Origin of the sequence: Brevibacillus soli (assembly GCF_044759095.2) — a bacterium.
Taxonomy (GTDB): Bacteria; Bacillota; Bacilli; order Brevibacillales; family Brevibacillaceae; genus JBIYSM02.
In genome coordinates this window covers 57,133-75,278 of the sequence record NZ_JBIYSM020000019.1, presented here as the reverse complement: position 1 = coordinate 75,278, position 18,146 = coordinate 57,133, and the positions used below count along the sequence as shown (strand labels likewise).

Below are 18,146 nucleotides of genomic sequence, written 5' to 3'. Positions count from 1 at the left end.
TAAACTTTCCGGAACGCATAAAAAGTTTCCTCTAACGAAGAACCAGCTTCTTCGAGAGGGCTTCAATCGAAGCTTTTCTTATGCCTTTGCATGTTCGGGCGAAAAGTGGGCATACCTAAACATTGTAAAAGTGGGCAAGCGCCCTGAAGGAGGGAAAGCATGGACACTCGCGATTCACGAAACGAAGGCCGCGACGCCTACGAAATGGATATTGATCGCATGGTGAACGAAGGGCTGGGATCAGGACTCGTTACCTCTCAGAACGGATTGATTGAGGAAACGACAACCGAAACGATGGAGGAACAAAAATGAACGTAGCGCGTGCGCAGGAGATTATCAAATCGGCACAAAAGATTGAAGTGCAGTATCAAGGCCAATCTGTCTGGATTGACGGCGTTGACGAGCGAACGGCAACCGCCCGGGTCCACCCCGAAGGGAAACCGACCCAGAGCATGACCGTGGACGTCACGCAGCTGCAAGAAAAATAGACAGAAACAGCAAACAACCCGGCTGCGATAGCCGGGTTTTGTCGTATGGATAACTTATTTAGCAGCCTTTGGTTCAGTCTCAATCACTTTGTCAATCAGACCGTATTCCATTGCCTCGAAGGCGGTGAGGAAGTTGTCGCGGTCGGTATCCTTTTGGATGCGTTCCAATGGCTGTCCGGTACGCTCGGACAAGATTTTGTTCAGATGCTCGCGCATTTTCAGGATGCGCTTTGCCGCGATTTCGATGTCGCTCGCCTGTCCTTGGGCACCGCCCAGCGGTTGGTGGATCATCACTTCGCTGTTAGGAAGAGCGTAGCGTTTGCCTTTTGCACCGGCAGCCAGCAAGAATGCGCCCATGGAAGCGGCCATGCCGATGCACAACGTGGATACATCCGGTTTAATGAACTGCATGGTGTCGTAGATGGCCATACCGGCCGTGATGGAACCGCCTGGGCTGTTTATGTACAGCTGGATATCCTTTTCCGGGTCCTCCGCTTGCAGGAACAAGAGCTGTGCCACAACTGCGTTGGCCACCTGGTCATTGATGGGAGTTCCCAGGAAGATGATCCGATCCTTGAGAAGGCGGGAATAAATATCGTAAGCACGCTCACCGCGGTTGGTCTGTTCAATAACGGTAGGAATCAAATAGTTGTTTTGCATAGTCTTCCTCCTCTCTTTCGTAAGAATATCATACACAAAAGGTCAACAAAGGTCAAACATCCAACTGCAAATCCTCTTCTCATTAAGCCCAAAATCCAATTAAGATAAACCTATTTACGGAAGAAATGTTTTATTCGTCTGACGTACGGCGGCTGCTAAAGCCCCAAGGAAAACCAGCCATACGGGTATCGACAGAAGCCATCCGAAAAACGGAATAAAGAGCAGACACTGCAGTACTGCAACCCCGAGCAATTCAGCGAGAAGCGGGTGAAGCCTCCATTCGAATCGCTCCCGCAATCGCATCCCGATCCAGGATCCGACAAACACTTTGGCTGTATAGGCAAGCACCGCGATCGTCAAGGCCAGGATGACGGCAGCTGGAATTCCGACGACGGTGACGAGGAGCACCACAACCAGGATGACGGATGCCAGCAGGACCCCAGCTCCCATCCCAAATACGGCGGCAATCTGCCGGTCCAGCTGTTGGCACACTCGGTACATTCCTGCTGGAAACAAAAAGCGGATGGCCGTCCAAAGCAGCAATGTGCTTAACAGAAGCGCAGCTGAGGTGAACAGCGAAAAACCGATGCCGTCTTTCTCCTCGTGAGGTTCAGGTGTATAACGTTCTTCCCCTTTCATGGCAGCGCCGTCCGCAATGATTGCACGCCGGGGGCTGGAGTATATCAGGTCACCGCCGATAACGGCCGTTGAATCGAGCCGCAGCGTGTGGCTTTTTAATAGGGAGATTCCCCGTCCCACCTCGCCCGTAATTCGTGCTTCCCCGATCATCCCGTTTAGTTCCCTGCCAACCTTGCCGTGCACATCGGTATTTTGGGCAAACAGCAGCATGTCCCTCTGCACCTGACCCTGGTCAGTGACAAGAACGTGCTGGGAAGCGCTTGTAACACTGCGGGCGACTGTGCCGGAAATGGTCAGGTTTTGCGTAAACGAGCGGATGTTGCCGCCCACTTTCCCCAAAATAGTAGTGTTGGCGGAGAAGGAGATCACGTCGCCTGTTACTTCCCCCAATACCTGTACACTCTCCGAAAACACGTAGAGATCGCCGTCAACCGTTCCCTCAATGACCACCTTGTTCCCGCTGACAGCCAGATCTCCGCGGTGAACTGCGCCTTGGGGAAGCAGATAATGATCCTGGCTGACCGCCCCAAATGCATAGGCCCCAGTGGCCGCCAGAAGGATTAGAATAAACGCCAGCAGGCAGCATAGCTTTCTCATCACTTGTGTCCTCCGTCCTGATGTCTTTCCTGTAACAGTGAGGTGTACCGTGTACGGAGCAAAACGAGCGCTCCCAGAAGCAGCATGAACAGCAGACTTACTTGTATGGCTCCGGTCTGGGGCGCAAGCAGCAAGTCATTCGCGTATTCCTTAATCCAGAAGGCAGATGACCACATCAGATTGTACTGCCACGTCTCCCAAGTCTGAGAGAGCCAATTGTACAGATAGCTTTGCAGAAAAAGCCAATAGCTTCCCGCCGCTGCCAGCAGGATGAAGAGCCAGCTGAGAGGACGCCAGACGGAATGCTGATGGTTGCGTTTATGGAGGGAGGCGATCGCTTCTACTTGTGCCTGTGTAAACGGGTTCAGCTCAATGGGGGATTCGGATGGACGGAAAGACTCGGTGAAGGTGGCAAAGAAAAGCTGCTGATCGGCTTTCATCCGGGAACAGAGTTCATGGCATTGCGGGCAGTTGGCGAGATGTGTTTTCACCTGACCGGTTTCTTCCAAACCCAGCTCTTGATCGAGATACATCATCAGTGTCAGTTCATCCAAGTGCGGCATCGACCATTCTCCTTTCCTCCATTTGTGCTTCCAACAAGTCTTTCAGTTGTTTTCGTGCGCGGAACAACCGGGTGCCAACGGTGTTTTTGCTCATTCCGACGATGCTGCCGATGTCATCGTAGCTCATTCCCTCCGTAAAACGCAGCGTGACGATCAGCCGATCGGTGTCATCCAAGCGAGCCAGCAAGCCCTCCAACTGCGCGCGGAACTCTTTTTCCAGCAAAACGTTTTCGGGAGTATTCAGTTCAGTTGCGGGGAGTTTGTTGACCTGAAGGAACAACTGATCGTCTTCCATGGCAATCTCCTTCTTTTTCCGCAAAAAGTCGATGCAAGCATTGGAGGCAATACGGTACAGCCAGGAGTGAAAGGGAAGGCTTGTATCGAACTTATGTGCATGCTGGGCTACTTTCAACCAGATTTCGTTATGAAGATCCTCCACGTCGTGATAGGAGTAGACCATTTTTTTCACGATGCGCAGAACACGCTGTCCATAAAGCTGAACCAACGCATGGAAAGCGCGGGTGTTGCCGGACAGGTACTGCTGTATGAGATGCGCCGCCTCTTTATTCAGCTCGATCAGGTCTGGTTCCATCGGTTTCCCCCTCCCGTATAAACAGTACGGATCACAACGGGCAAGAATTTCGTAAGAAAACCCACCCGGCATGAGCTATCCTCGACCCACTCGGCGTTAGCTATCGCTGTGCCGAGTGGGGTCCCTTTCTTCGCCGGGCGGGGCCCCGAACACTTTTCTAGCGGCTGTATGGGATGTCCAAATTGATAAATTATTATTCACCAAAAAAAGCTCATCATCGGATGAATGAGCCTGTCATGGTGAGTCTCCCTTTATTGGGTATCGGCAGTTTCGTCCACTTCTGTAAGATCGACCGCTACGCGCAGGGTCGCTTGCATTTTTCGCCCTTTGATAATCGTGTATTCTTCTACCTGCTGCGCCTGCAGTTGATTGATCGCTTCCGCCAGTTTTTGTTCGTCCGAATACGGTTGGATTGTCAGCAGGCACTCCTCGTCATTCGCTTCTTGATAAATGAGAAAAAATCGGTCAGGTACCAAGCCAGCAGCCCCTTTTGCATACTTATCCACAAATTTATCAACAGATTGTGCACAAAAACGTTTGTTCGCAGGATGAATTGTTTATTTGTTAGTGTGGCATTTTTCCGTTTTCTTGTCATAGGTAAATGGTGGATGAGATAAATACGTAATAGTCCAAAGGGGTGTATTATCATGCTTCGCAAAATGTCTGCTCTTCTTCTGACAACGACGCTCCTGACCGGCGGCGTTGCTGCAAATGCCGCGTTTGCCCATCAAGCAAAGCCGGTGCAGGTCAACCAAACGATCAAGGTCATGCTGAACGGCAAACCGTTTGTGTTCCCGCAGGATCCGGTAAGCTATCAGGGTGTTACCTATGTAAATGCCAGCACCCTGGCCATAGCGCTGGGTGGCACAGCCGCATGGGATACCATGTCCAAATCCGTGTTGATCGCAAAGGGAGAAGAGTACGCGCTTCGTATTTTTGCCGACAACCAGCTCGCCTATAAAAACGGCAAGCTGGTGCAAGTGCCAGCAGTTGCCCGCCCCACTACCGGTGCGGTTCTCGTTCCGCTCGTGTTCGTGGCACAGGAGCTGGGAGCAAAAGTTACGCTGGATCCCAAAACCAAAACGTACCAAATCACTTTGAAGATCGAGAAGTAAGTTGTGTCGTTGTAACAGCTTGTCACTTTCCCGTATAATAGGCGGAAGAAAAACCGACGAACGATGGGGGAAAGCGGACAAATGAGCAGTGGCGTACTTTGGTTGATCGTTATATTGTTTGTCGTGATTATCGGACTTACGATATATGTTACCAACAAAGCATATTCCCGTAAGTATGATGAAAGCGAATAACAAACATTGGTGGCCGTCCTCATGAGAGGGCGGCTTACCATTTGGTCATCATTATTTTTGATAAAAGCCATCGATTTTGCCAATATTTAATTTTGTTGCAAATTTTCCAATTTCTTTTAAAATAGGAGAAGACCAGCTTGTAGTTTGTCCGTAAATGAAGAGGGGGAAAGTATCTCATGAAAAGACAGAAAAAAATCGCTTTTCTTACAACGTTGTTGGCAGTAGGCAGCGCACTCGCTGGATGTGCCGGCGGCGGCCAGCCTGCAGCTCAGCCGAGCGCGGACAGCGGTAACGGCGGTAGCGGCGGCAGCACTGGCTCTCAAAAACTGGTGATCGCAACGGTAGGCCCGATGTCCGGTCAGTACTCCGAGTACGGCAGCACAGCCAAAGACGGCGCGGCATACGCATTGAAACAAAAGCAGGAAGATTTCAAGAAACTGGGCTTCGAGATTGAACTGCTGGCTCAGGACGATCAGGCGGATCCCAAACAAGGGGTAGCTGTTGGGGAAATGCTGATTTCCAACCCTGATGTTGTCGCGGTAGTAGGTCACAGTACTACAGGTGCTTCCATTACTGCCTCTGTAAAGTACGAACAGGAAAAATTGGTCATGGTGTCTCCGTCGGCTACCGGTTCCAACCTGACGGAAGAGGGCAAAAAAACCGTTCACCGCATCTGCGCCCGCGACGACCAGCAAGGTTCCAAAGCGGCGATCTACGCAAAGAACCAGCTTGGCGTAAAGACGGCGTACGTGATTCACGACAAGCAAGCGTATGGACAAGGTCTGGCTGACGAAGTGAAGAAGCAGTTTGAAAAAGACGGTGTACAAGTTGTCGGTTACGAAGGTGTGACTGCCGGTGAGAAGGATTACAGCGCGGTAATCAACCAGATCATCGCTGCAAACCCTGACATGATTTACTTCGGAGGGTACTACGCGGAAGCGGGAATTCTCGTGAAGCAAGCGCGTGAAAAAGGATACAAAGGCATTTTCATGGGCGGCGACGGTTTCGACTCTGCTGACCTGTTGAAAATTGCCGGTCCGGCGGCGGATGGTGTGGTCTTCACCTCTACGGTGGGCGACCTGAGCGCTACAGAGGAAGGCAAGAAGTGGATTGCCGACTTTGAACAGGCGACCGGCAGCAAAGTGGGAATCTTTACCTCCTTCGGTTACGATGCGATGAACGTGGTGCTGAAAGGTCTGGAAGAAGCGATCAAAGCAAACGGCGGCAAGAAGCCTACTCGTGAGCAAGTGCTGGAAGCTGTCCACAAAACGAAAGACTTTCAGGGCCAATTCGTAAAAGTGTCCTTTAACGAAAAAGGGGATAACGAATACGCATCCGTCTACGTGTACAAATACGACAAAGACAAGAAAACGTTCTTGGGCGAAGCGAAGTAAGGTTGTCATGCGCAATTTGAACAAACTGGATCCTCAATAGGTAGGAAAACGCCCCGGAGATCGATGAGAGATTCTCCGGGGCGTTTTTTTGGGTTTGTTCGGGGCCCCGCGCGGCGCAGGCCGGACGGGCGATTTATCGGATGCGCTGCTTGCTTGGCAGTCGTTTTTCCGGATGACCGTAACCGTTGTGTTCCTTGTTTTCACGGTCCTTGGCCTGGGTTTCGTGAATTTTTTCGACAAATTCCTGTGTGCTCATTTTCGTGAAATCCATCACGGCACCTCCCGCTAATTATAGGCTGTAGCCTTATTAGCATTGGCCGTTTCCCATCAAGTCATGAAGGGAAATGAATGGGCAAAACGATGTGGCCTTGCATAAGCACGCCTTGAAGTGAGCAGGGACGAGAATCAAAAGGCGTGCCTAGCAATGGCATGGTCAAAGCAGAAAGTAATAAAGACCGGCATCGACCGGTCTTGTCTGCTATGTAAGTGGTGCGCCCGATAGGAGTCGAACCTACGCAAGACGCGGTTCCGGAGACCGCCGCTCTATCCACTGAGCTACGGGCGCTTGAAGTTCACTGCTCATTTATTATATACACTCAGAGGAAAAAAAGCAAGTTGGGATTGATTTAAATTAATTGGCAGGAAAATTGCATGAGATAGCGAATATAATGAAAAAAAGATGCACTTCCATGTACAAACTGCGCAGAGAAAGGGGCGAACTCGATGAACATGGGGCTGGGTTTGTACCAGGAACAGACACTAAAACTGGTGATGACTCCGGAGTTGAGACAAGCCATTACCATTTTGCAATACTCCGCGGTTGATCTTGTCTCTTATTTACAGGAGCAGGCAAACGAAAATCCGGTGATCGAGTTGCAGGAATCGGCAGTGGAGATGGCTCCGATCAAGTTGGAACGCCCATCGGTGGAAATCGATTGGAAAGAGATTGTAAGCAACCGTGCCACAGGAGAATACTCTTCACATAAAAATGAAAGCACTTACAATCCGCTTGATTTTGTCCATCAGGGAACGACCACCCTGTACGATCACCTTGAACGCCAATTGGGTTACGTCAAAGGGCTTACTGCGCTGCAGAGGAAGATTGCGCTGTTCTTGATCGGCAATTTGGATGAAAAGGGCTATTTGGAAATTACACTGGAGGAAGCAGCTCAGCGTTTGGGCGCTTCATTGGAAGAGATTGAGGACGTATTGGCGATTCTGCACCATTTTGATCCGATCGGGGTAGGGGCTCGCAGCCTGGAAGAGTGCCTTCTGCTGCAGCTCCAGCATCAGGGGCTGGATGACGATAAGATTGTCAAGGTCGTGCAGCATCATTTGCAGGATCTGGGGAACAACCGATTCCAGCGCATTGCCGAGAAAGTGGGCTGCAGCATTCAGGATGTGCAGTCCATGGCTGATTTGCTCCGCTCGTTGAATCCTCGTCCCGGCGCTGCCTATTCCCAACAGGAGACGCGCTACGTCATCCCCGACGTTACCGTGGAAAAGGTGGAAAATGAATATATCGTGATGGTGAATGACGTGGCTACCCCGCGTTTGAAAATCAGCAGCTTTTATGAAAAATTGTTGAGCCAGCAGAAAAGCCAGGATGAAGCCAAACAGTTTATCCACGAAAAGCTGAACGCCGCCCTCTGGCTGGCAAAAAGCCTGGAGCAGCGCCGATTGACATTGATGCGCGTAACACAGGCGATCGTGGAAATGCAGCGGGACTTTTTCGATCACGGCGTCCACTACCTCAAACCGATGACGCAAAAAGAGATCGCCGAGCGGGTCAACCTACACGAGTCGACGATCAGTCGGGCGACCAGCAACAAATATGTGCAAACGCCGCGCGGGATTTTTGAACTGAAGTACTTCTTTACCTCCTCCCTCTCTACGGCAAGTGGCGAGGCTGCCTCTTCCGAGAGTGTAAAGCGCAGAATCAAGTCGCTGATCGAGCAGGAAGATCGCAAACAGCCCTTGTCTGACCAGAAGTTGTCGGAAATGCTGCTGGAGGAAGGGATTGAAATTTCCCGGCGAACCGTGGCAAAATACCGGGAAGAAATGATGATTCCGTCCTCGGCGAAACGAAAGAGGTTCTAGATACAGATGCATAAACGACCGTTTAACATTGTGCTGTACGGCCGACCGGGCTGCCACCTGTGCGATCAGGTGGAGGAACGCATTCGGCGCGTAGGAAGAGAATATCCCCTGGCGATTCAGGTGGTCAATATAGAGAGCGATGCGCATCTGCATGAAAGGTATATGCTGACCATTCCTGTCGTGGAAATCGACGGTGAAGAGGCGTTTCTCTCCGTTGCCAGCATTATGACAGAAGAGCAATTCCGCAGAGAACTGGCAAAGCGGTCCCATCGATAAATGAGAGAATCCCCTGCTTGGGCAAAAAGCAGGGGGATCTTGCATGGTTTTGGCAATTGTGTTACATTCGAGATGCAGTTCACTCATTTTTTTGCAATGAGTGGGACAAAAAATGTATATACAGGGACGTTTTCTGTCCCTGAATCTGACGATAAGGGAAGAGGGTAGATGCGTCAACTGATTGAATTGCAGCAGAAGCTGTTACCTGACCTGATTGACGTGCTGCGCAAGCGATACATGCTGCTTCAATCCATTTCTCACCTCCAGCCGATCGGTCGTCGCGCTCTGGCGCAGGCGCTGCAGACGACGGAGCGAATTCTGCGCGCAGAAGTGGACTTGCTGAAGGACATGGGACTGTTGCACGTAGCGGCGGCAGGCATGAGTTTGAGCGAAGAAGGTCAACGGGTTTTGGATCAGCTGGAACCAATGGTGGGCGAATTGTTCGGGTTGACGGAACTGGCACAGCGGCTGCAGCAGGTGCTGAACATTCCGGAAGTGATTGTCGTCCAGGGAGATGCAGACCGTTCCCAGTGGGTAAAAGAAGAGCTGGGGAGAGTCGGAGCGCGTGTTTTGAAACAGCGTGTGCAGGAGGGCGACATCATCGCCGTGACCGGCGGATCGTCCATCGCGAGCGTTGCTTCCCATTTGACTCCGTCCCCTGCATTTCGCCACGTCCTGTTTGTTCCGGCCCGCGGAGGATTGGGAGAGCGGGTGGAACTGCAGGCGAATACGCTTGCGTCCGCCATGGCAGTCAAGACAGGTGGGGCGTATCGGCTGCTTCACGTTCCGGACCGCCTGCACCCGGATGCCCTGCAGCAGCTCCTGAAGGAACCGCAAGTGGCAGACGTCCTGTCGTTATTGAAAAAGACACGAATTGTCCTGCACGGGATTGGCGACGCACTTGCGATGGCCAAGCGCCGAAACTACTCGGATAAAGAGTTGAAGGAGCTGAGCGACGGGGGAGCTGTGTCGGAAGCGTTTGGCTACTACTTTGACGCTGCGGGTGAGATCGTGCACCGCATGCCTACCATTGGATTGCAGCTGGAAGACGTGCGGCAGGCGGAAGCCGTCCTGTCCATTGCAGGCGGGGAGAGCAAGGCCAAAGCGATTCTTTCGTTTGCCAAACAGTCGTGTCAGAATGTACTCATCACGGACGAAGGAGCCGCACGGGCGATCTTGTCCATGAGCCGCTAAGGAAAGGAAGTACTTCTGATGAAACTGGTTGCGGTTTTCCCCATTGCATCGCTCATCGTAGGCATCGTGCTAAGCTTGATACTCGGTTTTCCGCTTTCCGTCGGGATTGTGTTCGCCATTCTGGTCACACTGGTCTCTGTGAAGCGGCTCGGTTTTCCTCTTCGTCAGCAAATTTCGTTTGGCTGGGATGGGGTGAAACAAACCAAACCAGTTTTGACCATCCTGTTTTTGATCGGATTGTTGATCCCGCTCCTGATGATGGGAGGAACCATTCCCGTCATGATTTACTACGGGTTGTCCGTGGTAAACGCAGACGATTTGCTGATTCAATCGTTTGTGCTCGCGACGGCTGTCTCCTGTCTGCTGGGCACTTCAGTGGGCACCCTCAGCACCGTAGGTCTTTCCCTGATTGGTATTGCTCATGCTGCGGAGGTTCCCCTTGGCATGATGGCCGGAGCGCTGATCTCCGGTGCCATGGTGGGAGAGCGGCTTTCCCCGATCTCCAGCAGTCGATTGCTGGTAATCAGCAGTGTAGGGATGGAAGAAAAGGGGGATGGACGGATCAACAAGACGGCTCTGCTCGCCCTTGGGGTGACAGCACTGCTCTTTATGCTCCTGGATGTGGGGCGGATTAATGCCGATGCTTCCCAAATGGTTCGGGAGTATCAAGAGCTGCTTGAGCGTCATTTTTCCGTTTCTCTGATTCCGCTTCTGCCTTTGATCGTATTGATCGGGTCGTATGCCTTTCGCGTAAAGGCGGTTTCTGCTCTGATGTACGGAATCGCTGCTGCTACAGGGATCGTGTTATTCACCAATCCGCCGGAATGGGGAGAATTTTTCCGCACCATTCTCTTCGGCTTTGAACTTCACTCCCAAACCAGGCTGGATCAGATGGTTCACGGCGGGGGCATGAAAGCGATTCTTCAGGTACTTCTTTTGATTAGTTTAGCTGGGTTTATGAACGGCATACTAAATAAAGCGAATTTGCTTGTCCCGATTGTGGATCGCTTGATGGGCAGCACGCAAAGCCTGACCGCCCTGACGGGGAAGACGGTAGTCCTGTCGCTTTTGGTAATCATCATCAGCTGCAACCAGACGATCCCGATCCTGGTGCTCAGCTCTACGCTGCTGCAGCGTTTTTCTAAAATCGCAAAGGGGCGTCAGCTGCTGGGCAGGACCATGCTGGACGCTGCACTGGTAATGCCGGTGCTCATTCCCTGGAACGGTCTGGCGATGGTCATGTCCGTCACACTGGGGGTGCCTTTTAGAGAGGTGCTTCCGTATCTGTTTTTTCCTTTGCTTCTCCCCGTCATCACCATCGTTTCAGCCCGGCAGTACAGCACGGCCGGCAAGCTGATCCATGAACATAAACATAAACAAGTCATTTAACAGCTACAGGAGGGTATTGGTATGGTAAAAGTAGGCATTAACGGATTTGGCCGCATCGGCCGCAACGTATTTCGTGCAGCATTGAACAATCCTGATGTGGAAATTGTGGCTGTCAACGACCTGACAGATGCCCAAACACTGGCGCATCTGCTTAAGTACGACTCCGTGCACGGCGTTCTGGATCTGCCGGTTGAAGCGCGCGAAAATACGATTATTGTAGGCGATAGAGAGATCAAGGTCCTGGCGGAGCGTGATCCGGCTCAACTGAAGTGGGCGGAGTACGGCGTGGAAATCGTCGTGGAATCCACAGGTCGTTTCACCAAGCGGGAAGACGCAGCGAAGCACCTGGAGGGCGGCGCGAAAAAAGTGATCATTTCTGCGCCTGCCACCAATGAAGACATCACCATCGTGATGGGCGTAAACGAAGACAAGTACGATCCGAACAGCCATACCGTCATCTCCAACGCTTCCTGCACAACCAACTGCCTGGCGCCGTTTGCAAAAGTGCTGCATGAAAAGTTCGGCATCGTTCGCGGTCTGATGACAACCGTGCACTCCTACACGAACGACCAGCAAATTCTCGATCTGCCGCACAAAGACTTGCGCCGCGCCCGCGCTGCCGCTACCAACATCATTCCGACCTCTACCGGTGCGGCTAAAGCGGTAGCTCTTGTATTGCCGGAGTTGAAAGGCAAACTGAACGGATTCGCGATGCGCGTGCCTACACCAAACGTATCCGTTGTTGACCTGGTAGCGGAGTTGAAAACCGATGTAACTGTAGAAGAAGTAAACCGCGTGCTGAGAGAAGCGGCGGAAGGTCCATTGAAAGGCATTCTGGAATACTCCGAAGAGCCGCTGGTTTCCTCCGACTACAACGGCAATCCGGCTTCTTCCACCATTGACGCGTTGTCCACCATGGTTCTGGAAGGCAACATGGTAAAAGTGGTTTCCTGGTACGATAACGAATGGGGTTATTCCAACCGCGTCGTAGACTTGTGCAACTATGTTGCACAGCGCGGCTTGTAACACGTAAAATAGAACTGTTGTGGAAAAAAAGGGAGAGCAGCCTCTCCCTTTTTCCCGTATGCTATTTTCACGAACAATAGCCGAAGACCTGGGGAGGATCGTTCATGAACAAAAAGTCTATCCGCGACGTAGAATTGTCAGGAAAGCGCGTCTTTTGCCGTGTGGACTTTAACGTCCCGATGCAAGACGGCGTCATTACAGACGATACGCGCATTCGCGCTGCCCTGCCTACGATTCAGTATTTGACGGAAGCGAACGCCAAAGTAATTTTGGCCAGTCACTTCGGACGTCCAAAAGGAGCAGTCGTGGAAGAAATGCGCCTGACTCCGGTAGCCAAGCACCTGTCCGAACTGCTGGGCAAAGAGGTAAAGAAGCTCGACGATTCTGTTGGAGAAGCGGTCGAAGCAGCGGTGGCGGGCATGCAAAACGGTGACGTCATCCTGTTGGAAAATGTGCGTTTCCACGCCGGAGAAGAGAAGAACGATCCTGAACTGGCCAAGCAATTTGCGGGACTGGCCGACCTGTTTGTCAATGACGCCTTTGGTGCCGCACACCGCGCCCATGCCTCAACAGCCGGGATTGCGAAATACATACCTGCGGTAGCGGGCCTTTTGATGGAAAAGGAAATCCGTTTCCTCGGCGGCGCCCTGTCGCGACCGGAACGGCCGTTTACCGCGATTGTGGGCGGAGCCAAGGTAAAAGATAAAATTGCCGTGATTGAAAATTTGTTAACCAAAGTAGACCACCTGATCATTGGCGGAGGCATGGCCAATACCTTCCTGAAAGCCCAGGGATACAGCGTGGGAGCGTCCTTGCATGAAGAGGACAAGTTGGATTTGGCCCGCTCGCTGATGGAACAGGCAAAAGAGCGCGGCGTACAGCTGTTCATGCCGGTTGACGTCGTGGTAGCGGATCGCTTTGCCGCGGATGCCGAGAAGCAAATTGTGTCCGTTGACACCATTCCCGACGGTTGGATGGCGCTTGACGTCGGTCCGAAATCAGTGGAAGCGTTCCGGGATGTGATCGTCAGTTCCAAAACCGTGGTGTGGAACGGGCCGATGGGCGTGTTTGAGATGGATGCTTTTGCCGAGGGAACGATCGGTGTGGCGAAAGCCATGGCGGATTGCAGCGGTACGACCATCATCGGCGGCGGAGATTCGGTAGCAGCCGTAGAGAAAGCGGGCGTAGCCGAACAGATGACCCACATCTCCACAGGGGGCGGCGCTTCGCTGGAGTTTATGGAAGGAAAAGAGCTCCCCGGCGTAGCTGTCCTTGAGGATAAAGAATAAGGAGGGTGAATCCCCTGAGAACCCGCATTATCGCTGGAAACTGGAAAATGTTTAAAACGATTGCCGAGGCGAGCGAATTTGCCCGGCAGCTGAGGAGTGAAGAAAACGTTCCCTCCGTGGAAAAGGTCGTTTGCGCTCCGTTCACTGCGCTGCCGGCGCTCGCCGAGTTGTTCAAGGGAACGCCGTACGTGCTCGGCGCACAAAACATGCATTATGAGGAGAAAGGAGCCTTTACAGGAGAAATCAGCCCGCTGATGCTGAAGGAGTTGGGCGTCACCTACGTGATTATTGGTCATTCCGAACGCCGTCAGTATTTTAATGAGACGGATGACACGGTGAACAAAAAGGTGCTGGCTGCCCTGAACCATGGTCTGAAGCCGATCGTTTGCGTGGGAGAAAGTCTCCAACAACACGAAGCCGGCCAGACGGAAGAGGTCGTCCGCAAGCAAACAGAAGCAGCGCTGGCCAGCGTTTCGGCGGACAACCTGGTGGACGTCGTATTGGCCTACGAACCGATTTGGGCAATTGGCACAGGCAAATCGTCCACGGCGGAAGATGCCAATCAGACGATCGCCTACATCCGCGGCGTGATTGCCGACCAGTACGGCAAGGAAGCGGCTGAAGCGATACGGATTCAGTACGGCGGCAGCGTGAAACCGGAAAACATTGAGAGCTTCCTCGCGCAATCGGACATTGACGGTGCGTTGGTTGGGGGAGCGAGTCTGGCTGCAGACAGCTATCTGAAACTGGTAGCCGGCGCAGCCGCAAAATAGGGGGATACGTGAATGGCAAATCGACCGAAACCTGTAGCCTTGATCATCCTGGACGGATTTGCCTTGCGGGACGAAACGTACGGCAACGCCGTCGCCCAGGCCAAAAAGCCGAACTTCGACCGTTTTTGGAGCCGCTACCCTCACGCCACCCTGCAGGCGAGCGGACTGGCGGTAGGACTGCCGGAAGGACAAATGGGCAACTCTGAAGTAGGACATCTTAACATCGGGGCGGGCCGGGTCGTCTATCAGGACCTGACCCGAATCACCAAGGAGATCCGCGAAGGAACCTTTTTTGAAAACGAAACGTTAATCAAAGCCATTCAGCACGCCAAGCAGCACGATCGAAAACTGCACCTGTTCGGCCTTCTTTCGGACGGCGGCGTTCACAGCCACATCGAACATCTCTTTGCCATCCTTGAACTGGCGAAGCGGCAGGATTTCGATCGCGTCTACATACATGGCTTCCTCGACGGGCGGGACGTAGCGCCGGACAGCGCTGTCCGTTACCTGGAAGAGCTTCAAGCGAAGATCAACGAGATCGGCGTAGGAAAAATCGCAACGGTACAGGGGCGCTACTACGCAATGGATCGCGACAAGCGCTGGGAGCGGGTGGAAAAGGCGTATCGGGCCATGGTGTACGGCGAAGCGCCGCGTTATACCGACCCGATCCAGGCGGTCAAGGAATCGCACCAAAAATCCGTGATGGACGAATTTGTGATGCCGACGGTGATCGTGGATGAGGCGGGACAACCGGTGGGGTTGGTGGAAACGGGGGATTCCATTATCTTCTTTAACTTCCGTCCGGACCGTGCCATTCAAACCTCTCAGGCATTTACCAACGAGGATTTCCGTGGTTTTGATCGCGGAGAAGGGCGCCCCCGCCATCTTCATTTTGTCTGCTTGACGCAGTTTTCCGAGTCGGTTGGGGGGTATGTCGCCTACCAACCAACCAACCTGGACAATACGCTTGGCGAAGTGATTGCACAGCAGGGTTTAACCCAGCTGCGCATTGCAGAGACGGAGAAGTACCCTCACGTCACCTTCTTTTTCAGCGGCGGTCGGGAAAAGGAGTTTCCCGGCGAAAAGCGAATTCTCATTCCATCGCCCAAAGTGGCTACCTATGACCTGAAACCGGAGATGAGCGCTCCGGAAGTGACGGAAGCGGTGGTGAAGGAGATCGAAGCGGAGCGCTTTGATGCGATTATCCTCAACTTCGCGAATTGCGACATGGTGGGTCACTCCGGCAAAATGGAGCCAACCATCAAGGCGGTGGAGACTGTTGACACCTGCCTGGGGAAAGTGGTGGATTCCATCATTCGTAAAGGGGGCGTCGCGATCATCACCGCTGATCACGGCAACGCCGACCTGATGCTGGATCCGGAAGGCAAACCGATTACCTCGCACAGTACCTTCCCCGTTCCGGTGATTGTTACACAAGAGGGACTTACCCTTCGGGAGGACGGCATTTTGGCCGATCTGGCTCCTACCATGCTGGAACTGTTGCATCTGCCCAAGCCCGCTGACATGACCGGTAAATCGCTTTTGGTAAAATAGAACAATGAGAAAAGGAGATGTTGGACATGACGATGATTACTGATATTTATGCACGCGAGATTATGGATTCCCGCGGAAACCCGACTGTTGAGGTAGATGTGTATCTGGAAGACGGTTCAATGGGACGCGCTGCCGTACCGTCCGGCGCTTCCACCGGTGCGTACGAAGCCGTTGAGCTTCGCGACGGGGACAAATCCCGCTATCTCGGCAAAGGGGTATTAAAAGCGGTAGAAAACGTGAACGACATCATTGCGCCGGAACTGATCGGGATGGATGTCCTTGACCAGGTAGGTATCGACATGACCATGCTTCAGCTGGACGGTACACCGAACAAAGGCAAGCTGGGTGCCAACGCCATCCTCGGCGTATCCATGGCGGTTGCCCGCGCTGCGGCCAACTCGCTCGGCGTTTCCCTCTACAACTACCTCGGCGGATTCAACGCGAAAACACTGCCAGTCCCGATGATGAACATCCTGAACGGCGGCAAGCATGCCGACAACACTGTCGACATCCAGGAATTCATGGTCATGCCGGTAGGAGCGGAGTCCTTCTCCCAGGCCCTGCGCATGGGGGCAGAAATCTTCCACTCCCTGAAAAAGGTGCTTTCCGGGAAAGGTTTGAACACCGCGGTGGGCGACGAGGGCGGTTTTGCTCCTAATCTGAAGTCCAACGAAGAAGCGATTACCACCATTCTGGAGGCAATCAAAGCGGCAGGCTATGAAGCGGGCAAAGACGTGTTCCTCGCCCTCGACGTAGCCGCTACCGAAATGTACAAAGACGGCAAGTACCACTTTGAAGGCGAAGGCGTGGTGAAAACCACGGAAGAAATGATCGCGTTTTACGAGGATCTGGTCAGCAAATACCCGATCATCTCCATTGAAGACGGACTCTCCGAAGACGACTGGGACGGCTGGAAGGCTTTGACCGATCGCCTCGGCAGCAAAGTTCAGCTTGTGGGTGACGACCTGTTCGTGACCAACACCGAGCGTCTGGCTCGCGGCATCGAGAACAGCACCGGCAACTCCATCCTCGTCAAGGTGAACCAAATTGGTACCCTGACCGAAACCTTTGATGCGATTGAAATGGCGAAACGTGCGGGCTATACTGCAGTGATCTCCCACCGCTCCGGCGAGACGGAAGACTCGACCATTGCGGATATCGCAGTGGCCACCAACGCGGGCCAAATCAAGACCGGTGCTCCTTCCCGTACCGACCGCGTAGCCAAGTACAACCAGCTGCTTCGTATCGAAGACGAACTGGGCGATACTGCTCGTTTCGGCGGCCGCGCTGTCTTTTACAACCTGAAAAAGTAAGCGTAAGCGACTGGAACGACAGGGGCCGTTTTTTCGCCTATCGCTCGACCCTCCTCCCTGCGAGGAAGTAAGAACCGTCCGCTCCGCGACGATCCCCGGGGCGGGGGCCAGCCCTTTTCCTCATAAACAACAGTTTGTCTACAAACAAAAGGTGCTCTCCGACTACGAGAGCACCTTTGTTTTTTGCGATGCGGTGGGGACGATTCTGCTTTTGCTGTACGGGATGCACATCGGCGTTCCGTACAGCGGGTCCCGCGTAATTTGACAATCCAGTTGAAAGACGTGGCGCACCAGCTCCACTGTCATCACGTCTTCCGGCCGCCCCTGAGCAAACACGCCCTGGTTGTGAACGGCCACGATATGGTCTGCGTAGCGGCAGGCCAGGTTCAGATCGTGCAGTACCATAACAATCGTACGCTGTTCGGTTTGATTGAGTTCATGCAAAAGGTCGAGAATCTCGATCTGATGGGACATGTCCAGGTAGGTGGTCGGTTCGTCCAACAGGATGGTTTCCGTCCCCTGGGCCAAGGTCATGGCGATCCAGGCACGCTGACGCTGACCGCCGGACAGGGAGTCAACCGTTTGATCCGCCAAAGGGGTAAGCTGAGTAGCCTGCAAAGCCTTGGTCACCATGCGCTCGTCTTCTTCCGACCACTGCTGCAGCCAACTCTGATAGGGATAACGCCCTTGTTTCACCAGCTGTAGAACAGTGAGGCCCTCCGGCGCGGTAGGCCCCTGCGGCAGGATCGCCAGGCGCTTCGCCACCTCTTTTGTGGACCACTTGGCAATCGCTTGACCCTCCAGAAGCACAGCTCCTTCCTTCGGTTTCAGCAGCCGTGCAAGAGAGCGGAGCAGCGTCGATTTGCCGCAGCCGTTGCTCCCGATGAAAACGGTAATTTTGCCCCGCGGGATCTTTAGATCCAGATGCTCAATAATATTGCGATCCCCATAGGACAGGGTAAGATCTTTGGTTTCCAAGGCGTGCATGGTGA

The 18,146-nt window shown here is 53.1% G+C and carries 20 protein-coding genes and 1 tRNA gene; 13 read left to right on the top strand and 8 right to left on the bottom strand.

Annotated features, from left to right (window positions below; translation table 11 throughout):
* The first annotated feature begins 159 nt into the window (after nt 1-159).
* Both ACE99V_RS09980 and ACE99V_RS09975 read left to right on the top strand, forming a co-directional pair.
* On the top strand, nt 160-312 hold the full coding sequence (locus tag ACE99V_RS09980) for a hypothetical protein (protein WP_400490929.1): 153 nt from the start codon (nt 160-162) through the stop codon (nt 310-312).
* The gene (locus ACE99V_RS09975; RefSeq protein ID WP_400490928.1) at nt 309-488 is read left to right on the top strand and encodes an H-type small acid-soluble spore protein; all 180 of its coding nucleotides are present in this window, start codon (nt 309-311) and stop codon (nt 486-488) included. The genes ACE99V_RS09980 and ACE99V_RS09975 overlap by 4 nt, the downstream gene beginning before the upstream one ends.
* A gap of 54 nt (nt 489-542) precedes the next feature.
* Here ACE99V_RS09975 and clpP read toward each other — a convergent pair whose 3' ends face one another.
* The 5 genes from clpP to ACE99V_RS09950 all read right to left on the bottom strand — a co-directional run bounded on the left by clpP (nt 543) and on the right by ACE99V_RS09950 (nt 4,015).
* Nucleotides 543-1,148, bottom strand: coding sequence for an ATP-dependent Clp endopeptidase proteolytic subunit ClpP (clpP, locus tag ACE99V_RS09970; RefSeq protein WP_400490927.1), 606 nt, complete (start codon nt 1,146-1,148; stop codon nt 543-545).
* 114 nt (nt 1,149-1,262) lie between these two features.
* Complete coding sequence (locus ACE99V_RS09965; RefSeq protein WP_400490926.1) at nt 1,263-2,384, bottom strand: hypothetical protein; 1,122 nt, start codon at nt 2,382-2,384, stop codon at nt 1,263-1,265.
* Nucleotides 2,384-2,947 (bottom strand): anti-sigma factor family protein, encoded by a 564-nt coding sequence (locus tag ACE99V_RS09960; protein ID WP_400490925.1) that lies wholly within the window; start codon nt 2,945-2,947, stop codon nt 2,384-2,386. Before ACE99V_RS09960 ends, ACE99V_RS09965 begins: the two co-directional genes overlap by 1 nt.
* On the bottom strand, nt 2,931-3,539 hold the full coding sequence (locus ACE99V_RS09955; protein ID WP_400490924.1) for an RNA polymerase sigma factor: 609 nt from the start codon (nt 3,537-3,539) through the stop codon (nt 2,931-2,933). The genes ACE99V_RS09960 and ACE99V_RS09955 overlap by 17 nt, the downstream gene beginning before the upstream one ends.
* Nucleotides 3,540-3,790: 251 nt before the next feature.
* Complete coding sequence (locus ACE99V_RS09950) at nt 3,791-4,015, bottom strand: hypothetical protein (RefSeq protein ID WP_400490923.1); 225 nt, start codon at nt 4,013-4,015, stop codon at nt 3,791-3,793.
* A gap of 171 nt (nt 4,016-4,186) precedes the next feature.
* Between ACE99V_RS09950 and ACE99V_RS09945 the strand changes: the two genes are divergently transcribed.
* Together ACE99V_RS09945 and ACE99V_RS09940 are read left to right on the top strand one after the other, a co-directional pair.
* Entirely contained in the window at nt 4,187-4,654 is a 468-nt protein-coding gene (locus ACE99V_RS09945; RefSeq protein WP_400490922.1) for a copper amine oxidase N-terminal domain-containing protein, read from the top strand.
* A 368-nt stretch (nt 4,655-5,022) separates the two neighbouring features.
* A complete protein-coding gene (locus ACE99V_RS09940; protein WP_400490921.1) occupies nt 5,023-6,240 on the top strand; it encodes a branched-chain amino acid ABC transporter substrate-binding protein in 1,218 nt (405 codons plus the stop codon).
* Nucleotides 6,241-6,373: 133 nt separating this feature from the next.
* On the opposite strand, the gene ACE99V_RS09935 is transcribed toward ACE99V_RS09940, so the two are convergent.
* Together ACE99V_RS09935 and ACE99V_RS09930 are read right to left on the bottom strand one after the other, a co-directional pair.
* Nucleotides 6,374-6,511, bottom strand: a complete 138-nt coding sequence (locus ACE99V_RS09935) for a DUF4023 domain-containing protein (RefSeq protein WP_400490920.1) — start codon at nt 6,509-6,511, stop codon at nt 6,374-6,376.
* A gap of 216 nt (nt 6,512-6,727) precedes the next feature.
* Nucleotides 6,728-6,805: transfer RNA gene (locus tag ACE99V_RS09930), tRNA-Arg, on the bottom strand.
* Nucleotides 6,806-6,963: 158 nt separating this feature from the next.
* On the opposite strand from ACE99V_RS09930, the gene rpoN reads away from it, so the two are divergent.
* From rpoN to eno, 9 genes are all read left to right on the top strand, one after another.
* Nucleotides 6,964-8,340 (top strand): RNA polymerase factor sigma-54, encoded by a 1,377-nt coding sequence (gene rpoN / locus ACE99V_RS09925; RefSeq protein ID WP_400490919.1) that lies wholly within the window; start codon nt 6,964-6,966, stop codon nt 8,338-8,340.
* Nucleotides 8,341-8,346: 6 nt separating this feature from the next.
* Nucleotides 8,347-8,616 (top strand): glutaredoxin family protein, encoded by a 270-nt coding sequence (locus ACE99V_RS09920; protein WP_400490918.1) that lies wholly within the window; start codon nt 8,347-8,349, stop codon nt 8,614-8,616.
* 168 nt (nt 8,617-8,784) lie between these two features.
* Nucleotides 8,785-9,810 (top strand): sugar-binding transcriptional regulator, encoded by a 1,026-nt coding sequence (locus tag ACE99V_RS09915; RefSeq protein ID WP_400490917.1) that lies wholly within the window; start codon nt 8,785-8,787, stop codon nt 9,808-9,810.
* A gap of 18 nt (nt 9,811-9,828) precedes the next feature.
* The gene (locus ACE99V_RS09910) at nt 9,829-11,199 is read left to right on the top strand and encodes a Na+/H+ antiporter NhaC family protein (protein WP_400490916.1); all 1,371 of its coding nucleotides are present in this window, start codon (nt 9,829-9,831) and stop codon (nt 11,197-11,199) included.
* Between the two features lie 21 nt (nt 11,200-11,220).
* On the top strand, nt 11,221-12,225 hold the full coding sequence (gap, locus tag ACE99V_RS09905; RefSeq protein ID WP_400490915.1) for a type I glyceraldehyde-3-phosphate dehydrogenase: 1,005 nt from the start codon (nt 11,221-11,223) through the stop codon (nt 12,223-12,225).
* A gap of 104 nt (nt 12,226-12,329) precedes the next feature.
* On the top strand, nt 12,330-13,514 hold the full coding sequence (locus tag ACE99V_RS09900; RefSeq protein ID WP_400490914.1) for a phosphoglycerate kinase: 1,185 nt from the start codon (nt 12,330-12,332) through the stop codon (nt 13,512-13,514).
* Between the two features lie 14 nt (nt 13,515-13,528).
* On the top strand, nt 13,529-14,287 hold the full coding sequence (gene tpiA, locus ACE99V_RS09895) for a triose-phosphate isomerase (RefSeq protein WP_400490932.1): 759 nt from the start codon (nt 13,529-13,531) through the stop codon (nt 14,285-14,287).
* A gap of 12 nt (nt 14,288-14,299) precedes the next feature.
* Nucleotides 14,300-15,841, top strand: coding sequence for a 2,3-bisphosphoglycerate-independent phosphoglycerate mutase (gpmI, locus tag ACE99V_RS09890; RefSeq protein ID WP_400490913.1), 1,542 nt, complete (start codon nt 14,300-14,302; stop codon nt 15,839-15,841).
* 26 nt (nt 15,842-15,867) lie between these two features.
* On the top strand, nt 15,868-17,154 hold the full coding sequence (gene eno, locus ACE99V_RS09885) for a phosphopyruvate hydratase (RefSeq protein ID WP_400490912.1): 1,287 nt from the start codon (nt 15,868-15,870) through the stop codon (nt 17,152-17,154).
* 162 nt (nt 17,155-17,316) lie between these two features.
* Here eno and ACE99V_RS09880 read toward each other — a convergent pair whose 3' ends face one another.
* Nucleotides 17,317-18,141 carry an ABC transporter ATP-binding protein gene (locus tag ACE99V_RS09880; protein ID WP_400490911.1) on the bottom strand — a complete coding sequence of 275 codons (825 nt, stop codon included), beginning with the start codon at nt 18,139-18,141 and terminating at the stop codon, nt 17,317-17,319.
* Between the last annotated feature and the right edge of the window lie 5 nt (nt 18,142-18,146).

What these genes read in the sequence shown, in the direction of transcription:
- ACE99V_RS09980 (WP_400490929.1), top strand. Translation starts at nt 160, where the DNA reads ATGGACACTCGCGATTCACGAAACGAAGGCCGCGACGCCTACGAAATG.
- ACE99V_RS09975 (WP_400490928.1), top strand. Translation starts at nt 309, where the DNA reads ATGAACGTAGCGCGTGCGCAGGAGATTATCAAATCGGCACAAAAGATT.
- clpP (WP_400490927.1), bottom strand. Translation starts at nt 1,148, where the DNA reads ATGCAAAACAACTATTTGATTCCTACCGTTATTGAACAGACCAACCGC.
- ACE99V_RS09965 (WP_400490926.1), bottom strand. Translation starts at nt 2,384, where the DNA reads ATGAGAAAGCTATGCTGCCTGCTGGCGTTTATTCTAATCCTTCTGGCG.
- ACE99V_RS09960 (WP_400490925.1), bottom strand. Translation starts at nt 2,947, where the DNA reads ATGCCGCACTTGGATGAACTGACACTGATGATGTATCTCGATCAAGAG.
- ACE99V_RS09955 (WP_400490924.1), bottom strand. Translation starts at nt 3,539, where the DNA reads ATGGAACCAGACCTGATCGAGCTGAATAAAGAGGCGGCGCATCTCATA.
- ACE99V_RS09945 (WP_400490922.1), top strand. Translation starts at nt 4,187, where the DNA reads ATGCTTCGCAAAATGTCTGCTCTTCTTCTGACAACGACGCTCCTGACC.
- ACE99V_RS09940 (WP_400490921.1), top strand. Translation starts at nt 5,023, where the DNA reads ATGAAAAGACAGAAAAAAATCGCTTTTCTTACAACGTTGTTGGCAGTA.
- ACE99V_RS09935 (WP_400490920.1), bottom strand. Translation starts at nt 6,511, where the DNA reads ATGGATTTCACGAAAATGAGCACACAGGAATTTGTCGAAAAAATTCAC.
- rpoN (WP_400490919.1), top strand. Translation starts at nt 6,964, where the DNA reads ATGAACATGGGGCTGGGTTTGTACCAGGAACAGACACTAAAACTGGTG.
- ACE99V_RS09920 (WP_400490918.1), top strand. Translation starts at nt 8,347, where the DNA reads ATGCATAAACGACCGTTTAACATTGTGCTGTACGGCCGACCGGGCTGC.
- ACE99V_RS09915 (WP_400490917.1), top strand. Translation starts at nt 8,785, where the DNA reads ATGCGTCAACTGATTGAATTGCAGCAGAAGCTGTTACCTGACCTGATT.
- ACE99V_RS09910 (WP_400490916.1), top strand. Translation starts at nt 9,829, where the DNA reads ATGAAACTGGTTGCGGTTTTCCCCATTGCATCGCTCATCGTAGGCATC.
- gap (WP_400490915.1), top strand. Translation starts at nt 11,221, where the DNA reads ATGGTAAAAGTAGGCATTAACGGATTTGGCCGCATCGGCCGCAACGTA.
- ACE99V_RS09900 (WP_400490914.1), top strand. Translation starts at nt 12,330, where the DNA reads ATGAACAAAAAGTCTATCCGCGACGTAGAATTGTCAGGAAAGCGCGTC.
- gpmI (WP_400490913.1), top strand. Translation starts at nt 14,300, where the DNA reads ATGGCAAATCGACCGAAACCTGTAGCCTTGATCATCCTGGACGGATTT.
- eno (WP_400490912.1), top strand. Translation starts at nt 15,868, where the DNA reads ATGACGATGATTACTGATATTTATGCACGCGAGATTATGGATTCCCGC.
- ACE99V_RS09880 (WP_400490911.1), bottom strand. Translation starts at nt 18,141, where the DNA reads ATGCACGCCTTGGAAACCAAAGATCTTACCCTGTCCTATGGGGATCGC.